15 protein-coding genes and 3 riboswitches are annotated in these 16,847 nt (G+C 36.5%); of the genes, 14 read left to right on the top strand and 1 reads right to left on the bottom strand.

The genetic code is table 11. The annotated features are described in order from the left end of the window. Nucleotides 1–11: 11 nt before the first annotated feature. From MWH30_RS01020 to MWH30_RS00975, 10 genes are all read left to right on the top strand, one after another. Nucleotides 12–872 (top strand): ABC transporter permease, encoded by an 861-nt coding sequence (locus tag MWH30_RS01020; RefSeq protein WP_248662192.1) that lies wholly within the window; start codon nt 12–14, stop codon nt 870–872. A gap of 13 nt (nt 873–885) precedes the next feature. Then, the gene (locus tag MWH30_RS01015) at nt 886–2,598 is read left to right on the top strand and encodes an ABC transporter ATP-binding protein (protein ID WP_248662191.1); all 1,713 of its coding nucleotides are present in this window, start codon (nt 886–888) and stop codon (nt 2,596–2,598) included. A 50-nt stretch (nt 2,599–2,648) separates the two neighbouring features. Continuing rightward, nucleotides 2,649–3,185: a class I SAM-dependent methyltransferase gene (locus tag MWH30_RS01010; RefSeq protein ID WP_248662190.1), complete on the top strand. Its 537-nt coding sequence runs from the start codon at nt 2,649–2,651 to the stop codon at nt 3,183–3,185. Nucleotides 3,186–3,312: 127 nt separating this feature from the next. Beyond that, nucleotides 3,313–3,527: riboswitch (cobalamin riboswitch) on the top strand. A 141-nt stretch (nt 3,528–3,668) separates the two neighbouring features. Beyond that, on the top strand, nt 3,669–4,487 hold the full coding sequence (locus MWH30_RS01005; protein WP_248662189.1) for an ATP-binding cassette domain-containing protein: 819 nt from the start codon (nt 3,669–3,671) through the stop codon (nt 4,485–4,487). Nucleotides 4,488–4,603: 116 nt separating this feature from the next. Beyond that, nucleotides 4,604–4,831, top strand: a riboswitch (cobalamin riboswitch). A 144-nt stretch (nt 4,832–4,975) separates the two neighbouring features. Further along, nucleotides 4,976–5,605, top strand: coding sequence for a cobalt transporter CbiM (cbiM, locus tag MWH30_RS01000; protein ID WP_248662188.1), 630 nt, complete (start codon nt 4,976–4,978; stop codon nt 5,603–5,605). Nucleotides 5,606–5,634: 29 nt separating this feature from the next. Next, nucleotides 5,635–6,399, top strand: coding sequence for a cobalt ECF transporter T component CbiQ (gene cbiQ, locus MWH30_RS00995; RefSeq protein ID WP_248662187.1), 765 nt, complete (start codon nt 5,635–5,637; stop codon nt 6,397–6,399). Between the two features lie 20 nt (nt 6,400–6,419). Then, nucleotides 6,420–6,836: a hypothetical protein gene (locus tag MWH30_RS00990; RefSeq protein WP_248662186.1), complete on the top strand. Its 417-nt coding sequence runs from the start codon at nt 6,420–6,422 to the stop codon at nt 6,834–6,836. A 225-nt stretch (nt 6,837–7,061) separates the two neighbouring features. Next, nucleotides 7,062–7,676, top strand: coding sequence for a cobalt transporter CbiM (gene cbiM / locus MWH30_RS00985; RefSeq protein ID WP_248662185.1), 615 nt, complete (start codon nt 7,062–7,064; stop codon nt 7,674–7,676). A 79-nt stretch (nt 7,677–7,755) separates the two neighbouring features. Continuing rightward, nucleotides 7,756–8,577, top strand: coding sequence for a DUF4198 domain-containing protein (locus MWH30_RS00980; RefSeq protein ID WP_248662184.1), 822 nt, complete (start codon nt 7,756–7,758; stop codon nt 8,575–8,577). Nucleotides 8,578–8,983: 406 nt separating this feature from the next. Further along, nucleotides 8,984–9,200, top strand: a riboswitch (cobalamin riboswitch). 485 nt (nt 9,201–9,685) lie between these two features. Further along, on the top strand, nt 9,686–10,489 hold the full coding sequence (locus MWH30_RS00975) for a DUF4198 domain-containing protein (protein ID WP_248662183.1): 804 nt from the start codon (nt 9,686–9,688) through the stop codon (nt 10,487–10,489). 51 nt (nt 10,490–10,540) lie between these two features. Here the strand turns inward: MWH30_RS00975 and MWH30_RS00970 are convergent, their stop codons facing one another. Continuing rightward, nucleotides 10,541–11,383 (bottom strand): carbon-nitrogen hydrolase family protein, encoded by an 843-nt coding sequence (locus tag MWH30_RS00970; protein WP_248662182.1) that lies wholly within the window; start codon nt 11,381–11,383, stop codon nt 10,541–10,543. A gap of 219 nt (nt 11,384–11,602) precedes the next feature. On the opposite strand from MWH30_RS00970, the gene MWH30_RS00965 reads away from it, so the two are divergent. The 4 genes from MWH30_RS00965 to MWH30_RS00950 all read left to right on the top strand — a co-directional run bounded on the left by MWH30_RS00965 (nt 11,603) and on the right by MWH30_RS00950 (nt 16,763). Further along, complete coding sequence (locus MWH30_RS00965) at nt 11,603–12,673, top strand: HD-GYP domain-containing protein (RefSeq protein WP_248662181.1); 1,071 nt, start codon at nt 11,603–11,605, stop codon at nt 12,671–12,673. A gap of 338 nt (nt 12,674–13,011) precedes the next feature. Next, the gene (locus MWH30_RS00960; RefSeq protein ID WP_248662180.1) at nt 13,012–13,485 is read left to right on the top strand and encodes an RDD family protein; all 474 of its coding nucleotides are present in this window, start codon (nt 13,012–13,014) and stop codon (nt 13,483–13,485) included. Between the two features lie 1,353 nt (nt 13,486–14,838). Further along, nucleotides 14,839–15,885: a Fic family protein gene (locus tag MWH30_RS00955; protein WP_248662179.1), complete on the top strand. Its 1,047-nt coding sequence runs from the start codon at nt 14,839–14,841 to the stop codon at nt 15,883–15,885. Between the two features lie 101 nt (nt 15,886–15,986). Beyond that, complete coding sequence (locus tag MWH30_RS00950; RefSeq protein WP_248662178.1) at nt 15,987–16,763, top strand: epoxyqueuosine reductase; 777 nt, start codon at nt 15,987–15,989, stop codon at nt 16,761–16,763. Nucleotides 16,764–16,847 lie beyond the last annotated feature (84 nt).

Genomic DNA, 16,847 nt, shown 5'->3' with positions numbered 1-16,847 from the left:
AGAAGATAATGATGGAACTTCATTTAAAGATCAAATCAGCAATTAATGCTTTTAAAAAGTTTTCTCTATCAGGTAAGTTAGGTCTAATTTTAATCTTACTAATCTTATTAATGGCTATTTTTGCTCCTTGGCTTAGTCCTCATCCACATCAACGCTCATCGGGCTCAGCCCTGATTCCACCGGATAGCGAGCATATTTTGGGTACCGATGATTTAGGAATTGATTTGTGGGCCCAGATTACTAACGGAGCCCGAATCAGCCTACTAGTAGGCTTTGGTACTGCTTTGTTAGCCGCCGTAGGCGGAGGAATTATGGGGATTGTTGCCGCCTATAAAGGCGGTTTAATAGATAAGATTTTGATGAGATTAATAGATATTATGATGGTCATGCCTGATTTGCCGGTGATGATTCTATTGGCGGCCTTTTTCGGGCCCAGTTTATTCAATATTATTTTGGTATTAGCTATCTTTTCTTGGATTAGGCCGGCCCGCATTGTCCGCTCTCAGGTTTTGATGTTAAAGGAACAGAGCTATATTAAGTCTGCTGAAAGCTATGGAGCTAAAAGCTGGTACTTGATTCGCAAGCATTTTTTGCCAGAGGTCTCCCCCTTATTGGCCGTTAGCATTATTAGACTTTCTAGCAGAGCTATTGTAGCCGAGGCCGGTCTATCTTTTTTAGGATTGGGAGACCCTACTTCTAGAAGCTGGGGCCTGATTATCCATCATGCCCTTAACTTTCAGGGGATCTACTACACTTCTTTTTGGAGATGGTGGTTGTTATATCCCTGGTTAGCTTTAACTATCTTAACAGTATCTTTGGCTTTTATAGGTCGGGACTTAGAAAGAATAGTCGATCCCCGTTTGGGGAATTAAGGAGGAATTAATAATGAGTCATCATAAGGAGTATTTACTGAAGGTAGATGATTTATCTATAGTTTATACAGGTGAAGATGATAAAGTAAAGGCGGTTGATCAGCTTTCCTTAGGACTTAAAGAAGGAGAGAGCTTAGGTATTATCGGTGAATCGGGTTCGGGTAAGAGTTCTTTAGCTCTAGCTATAATGGGCTTAATTAAAGACGGAGAAGTCCAAGGCAAGATTACTTATCAAGAAGAAGATATCTTAGCAGCCTCAGCCAAGAGATTAAAAGAGATTCGCTGGCAGAAAATAGCCTTAGTCTTTCAAAATTCTCTAGAGGTATTGAATCCAGTCTTAACTATTGGCGAGCAGATTAAAGAGCCGTTAAGAAGAAATGCTCAGTATTCTGCTCAAGAGCTAGAAGAGAGGGTAATAGAGCTCTTAGAGCTAGTAGGTCTTAATCCAGACTGGCGAGATAGCTACCCTCATAATCTATCCGGGGGAATGAGACAGCGAGTATTATTAGCCATGGCTCTATCTTGTGAGCCAGAGCTGTTGATTATAGATGAGCCAACTACAGGTTTAGATCCGGTAACCAAGGATGAAATACTACAACTATTAAAGAAGCTTCAGCAAAGAATGGACTTTTCTATGATCATGATATCTCACGATATCGGTAGTATTAAAGAGCTAACCTCTAGAGTAATGACTATGTACTGTGGACAGGTAGTAGAGGTAGGGCTTACCGATAAAGTGCTTAGAGACCCCTTCCATCCTTATACCCGAGGTCTCTTAAACTCCTCTCCTAATCTCTTTAAATATAAAGATCTGTGGGGAATTGAAGGAGAGGCTAAGCCAGGAGAAGGCTGTGCCTTTTCCTCTCGCTGCTGTCAAAGTGGAGCTAACTGCTTCGGGGCTAGACCACCTTTAGAGTATGTAGCTGTAGAAAGAAGAGTAGCCTGTCACAAGGGAGGAATAGAGGAGTTTTTAGAAGCTAGGAATATTAAAAAGACTTATCAGCTTAAGGATAAAGAAATAACAGCAGTTAAAGAGGTCAGTTTAAAGATTAAAAGCGGGGAAGTAGTAGCTTTAGTAGGTAAGTCCGGTTCAGGCAAGTCAACCTTAGCTCACTCTATAGCCGGAGTTTTAGATGTAGATGAAGGCGAGGTATACTATAGAGGAGAGCAAGTAACAGATAATTGGGCTACTAAGATGATAGGCGGAATGCAGATTATCTTTCAAGACCCTTCTTCCTCTACTAGCAGTCGGATGAAGCTTTTAGATGTAGTTAAAGAGCCGCTGGAGATAATTAAGTGGGAGGATCGGGAACAAAGAAAGGCTAAAGCTATAGACTGCTTAAAGAAGGTGCAACTGCCGACAACTGAAGCCTTTTTAAATCGTTACTGCCATGCTTTAAGTGGGGGCCAGCGGCAAAGGGTAGCTATAGCTAGGGCCCTAGTCACCGAGCCTAAACTACTAATAGCCGATGAGATAACCTCCATGCTAGACCCTTCAACTCAGGCTAATCTCTTAAGAAAGCTGAAGGGCTTGCAAAACCAGGAAGGCTTTTCGATGTTATATATTACTCATGATTTACACTTAGCTCGCAAAATTGCCGATAAGGTCTGCGTAATGAATGAAGGTGAAATTGTAGAGCGAGGAGTTTCCTTTGAGATATTAGAAAATCCAAAGCATATCTATACTCAGAAGTTATTAACTAAGGCCTTTAAAGGTCTAATATGAAATAGGAGGAGATTATAATTCATAAATTCGATCCAGCTAATAAGCATAAGTTGATAAGTCAGGAAAGGCAAGAGATACTGCCACCTAAAGAGACTTTAAAGAAGTTAGGCTTAAAAAAAGGAGCTACCGTAGCCGATATTGGAGCTGGAATTGGTTACTTTTCTTTGCCAGCAGCTCAAATAGTGGGAAGTGAAGGTTTGGTTTACGCTCTGGATACTTCGGAGGAGATGTTAGGTGCTCTCGAAGAGATAGTTAAGGAGGAAGGGCTTGCTAACTTAAAGCTAGTTAAAAGCAGTGAATACGATGCTCAGCTAGAAGATGCGGTTGACTTTATTTTGATTTCTAGTGTGATCCACGAAGTTGAAGATAAACAGCAGTTCTTTGCTAACTACTTAGATAAGCTAAAACTTGATGGTGCTTTAGCTATTATTGAGTGGAAGAAAGAGGAAATGGAGTCGGGCCCGCCTTTGGAGATCAGAGTAAGCACGGAGGAGTTAGCGGAGATCTTATCTCAATTTGGAATGAAGATAGTAAAAGAGCTAGCTCTAAATGATCAGCAGTATGCTATTTTAAGTGAAAGAAATTAAAGAATTGCTTTGAACTATAGGCCTCTTCACTTTAAATGGAGAGGCTTATTTATTTTTTTCGAATTTAAGCAGGTTTTTTACTTATTGTCTAGAATATATTAAAAGAGATTAATTTAATCTTAAAAGTTAATAATGTTAATAACTTGGTGCCTTTAGGAGAAGCTAAGGGATAATAGGGAATCAGGTGAGAAGCCTGAGCGGGCCCGCCACTGTAACCGGAAAAGAACAATTAATAATTGCTAACAGGACTATTTAGACCACTTGGATACTTTAAGTGTTCAGGGAAGGTAGAGTCCTCTTAAAACCGGAAGTCAGGAGACCTGCCTAGTTATTGACCTACTATTACTTCGATGGCAAGAAAGGTAGGTGGTTAGCATTTGACTAATTACCCTCAACCATATCTGTCAGGTTGAGGATTTTTTAGTTTTAGTCTCTGTTAATAGATATCAGAGAAGTATCCGAGAAAGTATAGGGGTGTAGATATTGGAGAATATTATTGAGGTAAATAATTTAGCTTATAAATATGGAGATGGTACTAAAGCATTAGCAGATGTCAGTTTTGCAGTAGAAAAAAATACTCGGGTGGCTATCTTAGGGCCCAATGGCGCTGGTAAGTCTACCTTATTATTTCATCTAAATGCTCTTTATCTGGCCCAACAAGGGCAGGTAAAGATTAAGTCACAGGTGGTTAACGATGAAAATAAGGAATGGGTAAGAAGCCAGGTGGGCTTAGTAATGCAAGATCCTGATGACCAGGTCTTTTCGACCACTGTTTATGAGGATGTAGCCTTTGGACTCTTGAACTTTGGCTGGAGTGATGAGGAAAAGATTAAAGAGAGGATAGAATGGGCCCTAAGCTCAGTAGATATTCTGGATTTACAGGATGCTTCGCCCCATAATCTCAGTTATGGGCAGAAAAAGCGAGTTGCTATTGCGGGGATTTTAGCTATTGAGCCAGAGATTATTATTTTTGATGAACCGCTATCTTACTTAGATCCCCAGGGTAAGGCTGATTTTTTAGGGATTTTAGACCGTTTACATAAGACAGAAAAGACACTTCTGGTAGTTACCCATGATATGGACTTTGCTGCTGAGTGGGCTGATCGGGTGATAGTTATTGAAGAGGGAAGGGTGTTAGCTGAGGGAGGTAGAGAGTTATTAGCTAACTTGGAGTTAATCGAGCAGGCTAACTTGGACTTACCTACTATTACTAAGTTATTTCAAAGGCTTGAGTTAACAGAGCTTTCTAGTCTACCCCAGACAATTGAGGAAGCGGTAACTGTTTTAAAAGAAAGGCTCTAGTTTAAGAGAAAGTAAAGTTTACTAGACTTGGGGAGGGAATTTTTAAGTTTTTTGTTAATTAAGCAGGAAAATTCTAATATGTATAGAACATACTATTAAGTAGAGTTTTTAAAAGTTAATATCGTTGATAATTAGGTGCTCCTAGCTACGGCTAGGGGAGAATAGGGAATCAGGTGTAAAGCCTGAACGGGCCCGCCACTGTAACCGGAAAAGAGCAGTTAACAATTAAACATTGTTAATTGCTGAGTAGACTTAGTGACCACTTGGGTACTTTAAGTATTCAGGGAAGGCAAAGTCTTTTTAAAACCGGAAGTCAGGAGACCTGCCTAATTATTGAAGCTACTAGATCTTCGATGGCAAGGAGGTAGCAGTATCTGCTAAGCTCCCCATCCTACTTGTTAGGTTGGGTTTTTAATATGAAAGTTAAAGCCTCCGTTTAGCTGTTGAGATCAGTAACTTCAAAAAATCTAAATGGAGGTATAAACATAATGCATATTTCAGAAGGAGTATTAGCAGCACCGGTTTTAGCTGCTGGGGCAGCAGTTGCGGCTGGAGGAGTAGCTGTTGGTTTAAAGGACTTGGATGATCAGGATATTCCTAAGACTTCAATAATAACCTCAGCTTTATTTATAGCCTCTTTAATTCACGTACCTTTAGGGCCGACTAGTGTACACTTGGTTTTGAATGGTTTAGCAGGCGTCTTTTTAGGCTGGAAGGTCTTTCCCGCTTTTTTGATAGCTTTTTTCTTACAGGCGGTACTTTTTCAACACGGCGGTTTAACTACCTTAGGAGTTAATGTAAGTATTGTGGCTGTACCAGCTTTAATCTGCTATTATTTATTTAGATCAGTTGTGGAAAGAAAGAGAGGCGGTTTAAAGGTATTATCAGTCAGTTCTTTTGTCTGTGGAGCTTTAGGAGTTTTATTAACAGTAATAATGTTAATGTTTGCTTTAGTCTTTACTCAGGACTCTTTTATGGAGATGGCTAATCTGATTTTATTATCTCATTTACCGGTAATGTTAATCGAGGGGGTTTTGACTGCGATCTGTGTAGTCTTTATTGTCAAAACTAAGCCGGAGGCTATGCAGGAAATAGAGTTAAGTTCACTTAATCTATAAGGGTTAAATAATAAAGGGGAGTTTTTAAAATGATGATTAATCAAGAATTTGCGGAGGGTTCTACTTGGGTGCATAAGTTAGATCCTAGGTTAAAAATATTGATGGTAGTAATGTTAGCTATAATAGTAGCGGTAGGAGAAAGCATGCCTATGTTGATTCAGGCGGTACTACTGGCTAGTTTTTTTATAGTGGCGGCTAAGTTGAGCTGGAAAAAGGTTTTAAAACGCTTACTGGTAATTAACTTTTTCATCTTCGGAATCTGGATTTTTATCCCCTTTACCTATCCCGGTACAGCTCTGTTTTACTTAGGGCCCTTAACTGCTTCCTATGAGGGAGTTATTTATGCTTTGCGAATTACTTTAAGATCTAATGCGATTATGTTAGCCATGATTGCTTTACTTTCTACTTCTGAGATGACCTCTTTATTGCAGGCTATGAAGCAGCTATATATTCCAGAAAAGCTAATTTATCTCTTTTTCTTTGTCTATCGTTATATACACGTAATTGCTGATGAGTTTAGCACTTTACATAATTCTGTGCTTAATAGAGGTTTTAAACCGCGGACTAATTTGCATTCTTATCGTACCTATGCTTATCTGGTGGGAATGCTGTTGATTAAGAGTTACGATCGTTCCAATAGAGTTTATCAGGCTATGTTAGCTCGAGGCTTTAAAGGTAAGCTTTATATTAGAGATAACTTCAGTATTTCGGTGAGTGATTTATTAGTGTTTTCGGCTACTGTGGTCTTAATTAGCTGGTTTATTATGATAGAAGTAGGTTTGATAATAATTTAAAAATAGGGAGGACTATACTAATGTCAAAAAATAAACTTTTAAGAATATCTGTATTGTGTTTAGTATTACTTTTAGCTGTAACAGTAGGTGTACAGGCTCACCGGATGATCGTTGAGGAGCCGGAGGATGGTCAGGTTAAGGCTAGATTTGATGATGGTAGTGTGGCTGTAGGGGCTGATGTTTCGTTATATGATATTCAAGATGAATTAATCCTGGAGGGAGAAACTAATGAGGATGGTATTTTTGAGTTCGAGGCTGAACTGGAGCCGCATAGAGTAGTCGCTCAAGATGATGCAGGCCATCGAGCTGTCTGGGAGAGCGGTGCAGAGCCGTCAGCTTTAGATGCGCTGCCTATGTGGGTTAGAGCGGCGTTAGGAATAGGAATCTTGATTATTCTGGGAGCTTTAACTACTTTTTTCAAGAGTGGGAGTAACTGATGTAGCTAACATTTTTGTGGCTGGGCCACAATAGTAAAATATTTTTTGAAGGCCAATCCTGGCTAAGTGCTAGGGTTGGTTTTTTTAGGGGTTGCTCCTGTTATAGAAAAAATAAAAAAAGTTTATTTTTAAGCAGGACTTTGCTAATAAATGAAGAATAATATGTTATAGAGTGGTGTTATTTATTTTTTTATTGTGCTATTAAATGAATGGTGAGGTGAAAGAATGCATATTTCAGAGGGGGTTTTGACAGCTCCAATCTTAGTTACTGGTGCTGTTACAGCAGTGTCAGGAGTAGCGGTGGGCTTAAAGAGTATGAAAGACTGCCAGATTCCTAAAGTAGCTATTGTAACAGCAGCTTTATTTGTGGCCGCTTTGATTCACGTACCCTTAGGGCCAACTAGTGTACATCTAGTTTTAAATGGAATTGCTGGAATCATTTTAGGTTGGCAGGTTTTTCCAGCCTTTTTAGTTGCTTTAGTATTACAGTTACTGCTATTTCAGTTTGGGGGACTTACAGTCCTGGGGGTTAATGTGGTATTGATGGCTACTCCAGCTATTATCTGTTACTACTTATTTAAGTCTGTTTTTAATTTAAGTCGCCAGCAGGATAGTACTTATTTATTAGGAGGGGCAGCCTTTATCTGTGGTGGACTAGCTATAGTTATCTCTACCTTGATAATGGCGGGAGTATTGATGCTGGCTGAGGACTCATTTTTACAACTAGCTAGAGTGATTATTGTTTCCCACTTGCCGGTACTAGTTATCGAAGCAGTTTTGAGTATGCTGGTGGTTGTTTTTCTACTGCGAGTAAAGCCTCAGCTGCTGGAGGAGTTTTAGGTTATTTTTTTAGCTATTAAGTAACACCTATTTTGTGGTGGTGTTATATAGTAATATTAAATTAGGAGGAATTACAATTATGGCCAGTAAGTCTAAGAAGTTGTTAATGATGTTGGTAGTGACAATGTTGGTGTTGGGTTTTAGTAGTCAGTTATTGGCTCACGAAATGGTACTGGACTTTCCGCAACAGGTCGAGAGTGGTGAAGAAGTAGAGATTGAATTTTTCTTTGGTCATCATCCCGATGCTCCTGACTATGAACATAGTTTTTTTGCTACTTTGGAGGAAAAGGCTGAACTGATGGTAGTTGATGAAGCAGGAAATGTAACTGAGTTAGATTTTGAGCTTGAGGCGGCTGCTAATAGATATGTAGCTACCTTTACTCCAGAGGAAGAAGGAGTATACTGGGTAGTTGCTGAAGGGCCCAGAGGAGTAGTTGATAGAAGTGACCGCGATCCTTCCGGAGGAATGCAGTTGCGTTACTATGATGCTAAGGCTCCTTTAATTGTAGGAGGGGATAATGAAATTGAGATTCCCGAGACTCCTTTAGGAGCAGAGTTTATTAGTGAAGGCAGCATTAGTATTACTGAAGGAAGTGAGGCTAGCCTTAGACTAAGTTATCAGGGAGAAGCAGTTAGTGAGGAAGAAGTAACTGTGGTAGCCCCAAACGATCAGGTGACAGAGTTAACTACTGATGCTGAAGGCAGGTTAGAGGTTGAGCTGGATCAAGTAGGAAGATGGTTTATTCATATCGGTAGCTTAATGGATCTGGATAGTTCAGGAGAAGATTTTGCTGAAGAAGAGCTTACGGAAATAATAGAATACGACAGAGCAAGGTATAATACGACTTTGTACTTAGAGGTTGAAGAAAAACCTGGCTTTTTTCAAAGGTTATTTAGATAGATCTTAAGCCCTCAATCTGGGAAATGGTTGAGGGCTTTTGCTTATTTAAGAAAAAATTAAAAAAATTTATTTTTAAGCAGGACTTTGCTAATGAATGAAGAATATATTTATATATAGCGTGTTATTTTTATAATAAATGTGTTACTAAATAAAGTTAGAGGAGGTGATAAAGAGTTTTATGTACCTGTAGTCTATCTATAATTGATGGATATTTTAACTTAAGCTTAGCAGCTAATATACTAATATAACTGTTTTATTAAGGTTCTACTTTCAAATCTGGCTTTGAAAGTAGGGCCCTTTTTTTATTTAGGTAATTTTTTTAAAAAAATCTAGTTTAAAAGAAGGAGTTTGGATAAATATATAGAATATCTTATATAGAGTAATTTTGAGAGACACTTTAAAATTTAATATCGCTCGGTAATTAGGTGCTCTTAGTTACGACTAAGAGAGAATAGGGAATCAGGTGTAAATCCTGAACGGGCTCGCCACTGTAACTGGTAAACAGCAGTTGATAATTAATTGCTAATCGGACTTAATGAAGCCACTTGAATACTTGAGGTATTCAGGGAAGGTAAAGTCTTTAAACCAGAAGTCAGGAGACCTGCCTAGTTACTGAACCTATTAATACTTCGGTAGCAAGTAATATAGGTAATTGGTTGTACTGACTAATTATCCTCAATCTTATTTACCGGATTGAGGGTTTTTGAGTTACTGTACTTAAACTATGGCTAATTATCTCTGCTTTTGTTATCGAAAGCAGAGATTTTTTAATTGTGTTAGTTCTGTCTACCTCTCCTAAGAAGTTAGGATAGTTGGATTAGGGCCGGGACTGCCACCCGGCTCCTCCCCCTTTCTTATGGAGAGTTAGCTTTAAATAAAATTTATAATCCTGTTAGTCCCAGGATTCTAATTCCCAATTCTTAATTTTAAAATTAAGAATTGGGGAACCCTTTTTTTACTTTGAATTAATTTTTAAATGTAACATTAATATTATTTTTTTGTTTACTATGTGTTATTTTTTAGAGTTTGATAATATAAGCTTTAAAACTTGCTAATCTTTAGGCAAGTTTTAGATAAAATAAATAATAGAACAGGAGGAATTAAAATTATGAATAGCAAGTCTAAGAAGTTGTTAATCATAGCTTTAGTGGCAATGTTGGTAGTAGCTTTTAGTAGTCAGTTATTAGCGCATGAAATTATTTTGGACTTTCCCCAGCAGGTAGAGAGTGGAGAAGAGGTAGAGATTGAGTTTACCTTTGGTCATTTCCCGGATTACTTTGATTATGAGCATGGCTTTTTTGATACTATGGAAGATGGTGAGCTAATGGTAGTCAGTGAAGATGGTGAGGTAACTGAGCTTGATTTTACTAAAGGGACTGATACATATACAGCTACCTTTACTCCGGCTGAAGAAGGGGTATACTGGATAGCCTTTAATGGTTCTAGAGGAGTACTTGATCGAACTGATGGCGGGGGTGGAATGCAGTTGCGCTACTATGATGCTAAGGCTCCTTTAATTGTAGGTGATGCTAGTGAAGTTACTATTGCGGAGACTCCTTTGGAGGTAGAATTAGTTAAAGAGGATAGTACTACTCTTTATGAAGGTGATCAGATTGCTTTGCAGCTAAGTTACTTAGGTGAAAAGGTTAGTGAGCAGGATGTGACTGTAGTTACTCCTAGTGAGCAGGTAAGAGAGTTGACTACCGATGCTCAGGGTAAGATAGAGGTTGATTTTGATGAAGAAGGAAGATGGTTTATACATATGAGTAATTTAACTGATGAGGATAGATCCGGAGAGGACTATGCTGAAAACTCTGAGGAAATAATTGAGTATGATAGAGTTAGGTATAACTTTGCTCTATATTTAGATGTAGAAGAAGAACCGGGTTTCTTTCAGAGATTATTTAATTAAATAGTAGCTTATTAAAAGGAGTTCCAGATTGCTGGAACTCCTTTTAAGTGTTTAAGGGGTATTTATTTGATAAAGATCACTGCGACGATGCTTTAGTAAGGGGAGCTGGCGACGAATATCTTTTACTTTTGTTAGGTCTATTTCACAGATTAGTAGCTCTTCTTCACTACCTGCTTCGGCTAGGATACGGGCCCAGGGATCTACTACCATAGAGTGTCCATAGACTTCGTAGTCTGCACCTTCATTTCTAGCTGGGGAGGCGCCGACAGTAAAGACCTGATTATCTACGGCTCTACTTTGCAGTAGTAGTTGCCAGTGGGCGGGCCCGGTGGTGGTATTAAAGGCTGCCGGAAGAATAATTACTTCTGCTCCCTGATCTACCATTAGGCGCATAAACTCCGGAAAACGGATATCGTAACAGATAGCTAAACCTAGCTGCAAATCTTCAGTTTTCACTACCGTAACTTGATCTCCAGCAGCAAACTTTGCTGATTCTAAATGGGTGGGCCCATCCTCTAAGTCTACATCAAAGAGATGGACTTTACGGTGTCTGCCTAGCTCTTCACCATTCGGAGCGAAAACTAGGCTAGTATTATAACATTTTTCCCCTACTTCTGTGCTAACAGCTTCAGGAATAGAGCCACCAATTAAATAAATACTATGTTCTTTAGCTTGTTGAGCCAGGAATTGATAGGTTTTCCCGCCTGGTATATTTTCAGCATAGCTATTTAGATAGTCTGTAGAGTAGGGACAGTTAAACATCTCTGGTAAGATTATGTATTTAGCTCTGGCCTGGGCTGCTTTAGTTATCATCTCTTCAGCTTTAGCTAGATTCTCATCCTTCGTTGATACTACCTTTAACTGACAAATAGCTAACTTGATCTTTGTAGGCATATTTAAAACTCACTCCCTATGATAGTTTTAAGCCATTATATCGTAGTGCTGCTTTGAAAGTCAAAAAATTGCTTAAAATGATCATTATTTAAATTTTATAGAAATAATTATTAATTTAATTACGTAGTATTATACTAATAATAGGAGATTAATCGGGCCCTAGTTATTTAAAAAAGATGAGCTTAAGATTTAAATTAGCTATTTTCGGGGGGGAGAAGCATGTATAAAAAGAAATTAGAGAATTTAGAAGCAGGTAAAGTATTAGCCAAGCCAGTTGCTTCAACGGAAGGAGTTGTCTTCTTAAATAAAGGAGTAGCTTTAAAAGAGAATTACATAAATAAATTAAAAGAAAAAAATGTTCCTGCAGTTTTTATTAAGGATAGAGAAATTCCTGCGGTAGATGAACCAACAGTTATTTCTCAAAAGACTAGAAAAAAGACTGTATTAGCTGTTAAGAACTGTATGCAAGCAGTTAGGAACCATAATAAGTTAGATATTAAAGATGTTAGTAATGCTGCAAATTCATTAATTGATGAGTTACAACAAAATAAGGATGCTTTAGTTCATTTAAATGATATCAGAGCTTATAATGAATATACTTTTGGTCATTCAATTGATGTAGCTATTTTATCTTTAATGACAGCTATGAAGTTAAATTATAACCAATTAGAACTAAAGAAACTGGCTATAGGCACTTTGCTTCATGATATAGGCAAGACTAAAATTGATGAAGATATTTTAATGAAGCCAGGCCAATTAACTGGACAGGAGTTTGCAGAAGTAAAAAAACATGCTAATATTGGCTATAATATCTTAAGAAATAATGAGGAAGTAAGTATTATCAGTGCTCATGTAGCTTATCAGCATCATGAAAGATATAATGGTAGTGGTTATCCTAGAGGTTTAAAAGAAGAGCAAATATTAGAAATTGCTCAAATAGCTGCCGTGGCTGATGCTTATGATGCAATTACTACCGATAGAGTCTATAAAGAAGCTTTACCTCCTTATAAAGCTATTCAAATTATTAAAGAAGAAAGGGATAAAGGTAAATGGAACTCCAGGGTAGTTAAACAGTTTTTAAAAAACATTCCTGCTTATCCGGTAGGAAGTATAGTTAAGCTTAGTAACGGACAGATCGGAATAGTAATCAAATTAGATAAGTACAATAAATATGAGCCAGTAGTTAGATTAATTAAAGAAAAGAATGGTGAAAAGATAGATGCCTTAATTGAGATAAATTTAAGTAAGAGAAAGGACTTGGAGATTGCAAGTGTTATTAAAGCTAATTAGATAGCTGGAAAAGCATTTAAAGTTTAATAAAGTTAGAAATTAGGAGATCCTGCTGAGGGGTCTTCTTTTTAATTTTGATAATTACAGTAAACTTGGTAAAAAAGTGTATAATTTTTAAATTAAAACAGGAAATTAATCCTTTAATAGAGAAAAATTATAATAGAATATATTAGATATAGAAAGGGAAATTAAAGAAAGAAGAAGTTATAGAAGTATTAGGAAAAGAGAGAAATGCTAAATGGAAAAGATTGAAATAAAAAAATAATTAAAGGATAATACTTATTTTTATAGAAATAAATAAATGTGAGTCAATTTTTAAGGAAAGGGAGGTGAAAATTATGGAATGCAAAAGCTGTAAAATGGAAGTTCAAGCTAGTAGTGCTGTTTGCCCTTCGTGTGAAGTTTTATTAAATGCTCCTGAAATAGGTACTTTAGCTTCACCTGTAAGAAGATTAATTGCTTATTTTATTGATTATGGACTTGGTCTGTTTCTTGCTTTTATATCTTTTGGAGCAGCAGGAGCAGGAGAAGAAGGAGCTGCAATAATAGGAGTTTTACTTTTAGGGTTTTTTATTATACAGTTAGTTATGTTAGCTAAAAGCACATCTCTCGGAAAGATGATCTTAGGCATGAAAGTTTATAAAAAAACGGGAGAAGCAGTTGGCTTTGGAAGGATGTTTCTTAGAGAAGCTATTGGTAAAATTATTAGCGGCATGATCTTTAGTTTAGGCTATATTTGGATATTAATTGATGATGAAAATCAAGCTTGGCACGATAAATTAATTAGCAGTATAGTTGTGCAAAAGAATTAAGAAAAAGTTATATAGCTATGATTGAATAAATTTTAATACCTTCCATTATTTCTTATAAAGAGACTACCTGATAAAATCAGGTAGTCTCTTTATCTTGTGTGTTCCGTAAATTACACTGATAATAGGTGAAAGTCCTATCTGTACTACTAGCATGGTAGATAAGGTTGAGATATTGTGGCACTCACAAACGAAAGAGTGAGCAAACCGAGAAAACAAACATCAGCCTAAGTCTAAACGGAAAGGGTACATGAATCAACAGTGATAGGGTGTCTATCGTGAGGTAGAATCTAAAGAATCTGAGACGTGCTGTCAGTCCGAAACAAAAGTGAACCAGAGGTGGCATTTAATTGTGATGATCCGCCACTAAAACGGAGAAATCTATAGCTGGCTTAAACTCCGTGAGTTTATGTCAGACAGTTAGATGTGATTAGGGTTGGAATGGCAGAAAAGTGGTGTAATTACCGGAAGAGAACCTAGCGTGTTCTCTATCAAAACTGGTAGAGATAAATGTAGGTATAACCTAAGGAGGGAAAGCCGGAATGATGCTTGGCTAGGAGTCAGATGGTGTCATAGTAGTGATAATAGTTGGTCCGTAGAACCTAAAGTAATTTAGGTGAGGGTAAAACCAACCGGAGCGAAGGATACCTACATTGTCGAAATTGGAAGTGAAATAAGAGTGTTAATCTGTATTAGTAGTTTAGACATTGATTAGTTCAATGAGTCTGATAGATGGCGTAGAAAGGAAAAGATAACTGAAAACGAATACTACCACCTGAGTAGTGTTATACTGGAAGGTGCGATTGACGAAAGTCTAGAGACGTGGTCAGTAATAACATGAAAATAGGGACAGATTAGTGGACTATGAAGCTAAAGATTGGTAAATCGTGAAGATGACTTACTCCTTGTTAAGGGGCAACGACAATGGAAAGCTGTATACGGGAGAACCGTACGTGCAGTTTGATGAGAGGTCCCAGCCGTGAGGCTGGTCCTATTCTATTTAATGGATAGTTTATAGAGAATTTAAGTTTTAATCATGTATTATTGTATTAATCGACGTACGTCAGATAACATGGGCTTAGCGACATATGAGCCTTAGTAAGAAGGTAGAGATGACTTATATCAGAGTGTTTTGTTTTAACGAATGAGATTGGTTTCATCGGAAGTAAGCTCAGACGTCGCGAAGCCCAGGGACGTTACACAACATGCCTATGTGAAATATACTTATCAAAAGTCTTAATGTGCTCATTTATAATTTAATGAATATATTTATATTAAAATGATTATGTTTATGGTATAATAAATATAGTCATAAAAAAACAAATGAACATATTGATAGGGAAGGTGAGTATATTTATGAAGTCATTTAGAAATGAGAAATTAAAGAACGAAAAGATATCAATGAATATAGTAAAATTAGTGGGAAAAATAAATGAGTATAAAGGAAAACAAGATTTGTATATAGATCAATCTCCACAGATATTAGAAAAATTAAAAGAAGTGGCAGTTGTTCAAAGTACTAAAGCTTCTAATAGCATAGAAGGGATAGTTGTTACTGATAAAAGGTTAAAAGAGATAATGAAAGATGATACAAATCTTAAAGACCGTTCAGAAGGGGAAATTGCTGGATATAAAGATGTTTTAAATACAATACATACTTCTTATGATGCTATTCCTATAAATCCTAATATAATTTTGCAATTACATAGAGATTTATATAAGTTTGTCCCTTCAGAGGGAGGCAAATGGAAGGGTCAAGATAATATTATAGGTGAAATACTACCAGATGGCGAAAAGCTTGTAAGATTTAAGCCGTTGTCTGCATATGAAACTCCAAAAGCTATGGAGGAATTATGTGATTATTTAAACAGAGAAATGAGAGAAGAAAATATTGATCCCTTAATATTAATAGGAACTTTTATATTAGATTTTTTATGTATTCATCCTTTTAATGACGGGAATGGAAGAATGTCAAGATTATTGACATTACTATTATTATATAAATATGATTATAAAGTTGGAAGATATATTAGTTTAGAAAAAATTATTGAAGAAAGTAAATCTAGTTATTATAAAACATTAAATCAATCTTCTGCGGGTTGGCATGATGGTAATCATAATATATTTATTTGGTTAGATTACTTTTTGGGTACTTTATTAGCTGCTTACAAAGAATTTGAAGATAGAGTTGGGTTAGTAAAGAGTAAAAAAGGAAACAAAAGTTTTAGAGTAGAACAAGCTGTCAAAAATGTATTAGGAACTTTTACGAAAGAAGATATAAGAAATGCTTGTCCTGATGTTTCTGACTCAACAATTAATAGAGTGTTTAGGAAGCTAAAAAAAGAAGGAATTATAGAAGTATTAGGAAAAGGAAGAAATGCAAAATGGAAGAGATTAAAGTAAATTAGGAAGAAGACTAGTTATTTAGACCTAAAAACTCCCTCGATTTTGATTTTTAAACAGGGGGAGATGAATGGCAGAATAAAAGAAGGAAGGAGTACTAAATGAAAAAGGTTGAAATAAAAAACTTAATTAATCAATACGTAAAAGAGTACTCAGAGAGAAAGGAAATAGAAAGCAAGTGGAGAGAACCTATTGTAAAATTTGCCAATGCTAATGATGAAATGTTTATTAAGTTAAAAGAAATTGTAAGTCCAACCCATGCTTTACCTGAAGATTTTTTAGATGATGCTAAAACAGTAATTGTTTATTTCCTCCCGTTTGACGAATCAGTTGTGAATTCAAATTTAAAAGGAAAGTATAGTTCGGAAGAATGGGCCAAAGCTTATATAGAAACTAATCAGCTTATACTTAATTTAAACAATCATATTAAGAAGAAACTTAGTGACCTGGATTATAGGTCTACTATTATACCTGCAACGCATAATTTTGATGAAGGCAGCTTAATAAGTGATTGGTCGCATAGACATGTAGGCTATATTGCGGGTCTAGGTAAGTTTGCTTTGAATAATATGTTAATTACAGATAAAGGGTGTTGTGGTAGAATCGGAAGTATAGTAATTAATTTAAAAATAAAGCCGTCCCAAAGAGTTAATAATGAATACTGCCTTTATAAGAGTAAAGAAATCTGTAAAAAATGTGTCCAGAGGTGTGTTAATAATGCATTAAAAGTTGATTCCTTTGATAGTCATAAGTGTTATGAGATACTATTATACAATGATGAATTACATTCTGATCTGGAGTTAACGGATGCATGTGGTAAATGTTGTGTTAATTTGCCATGTTCATTTACTAATCCAGTAGATGAAAAAGTTAAATAAGGATAAAATTTTACCTATTTCGTAAAGATAATTGGGATTGAAGAAGAAACCTCTAGATATTTAAATATCTAGAGGTTTAATTAG

This window comes from Fuchsiella alkaliacetigena, from assembly GCF_023227765.1.
Classification (GTDB): domain Bacteria; phylum Bacillota; class Halanaerobiia; order Halobacteroidales; family Acetohalobiaceae; genus Fuchsiella; species Fuchsiella alkaliacetigena.
This window is presented reverse-complemented; position numbering and strand designations above follow the sequence as displayed.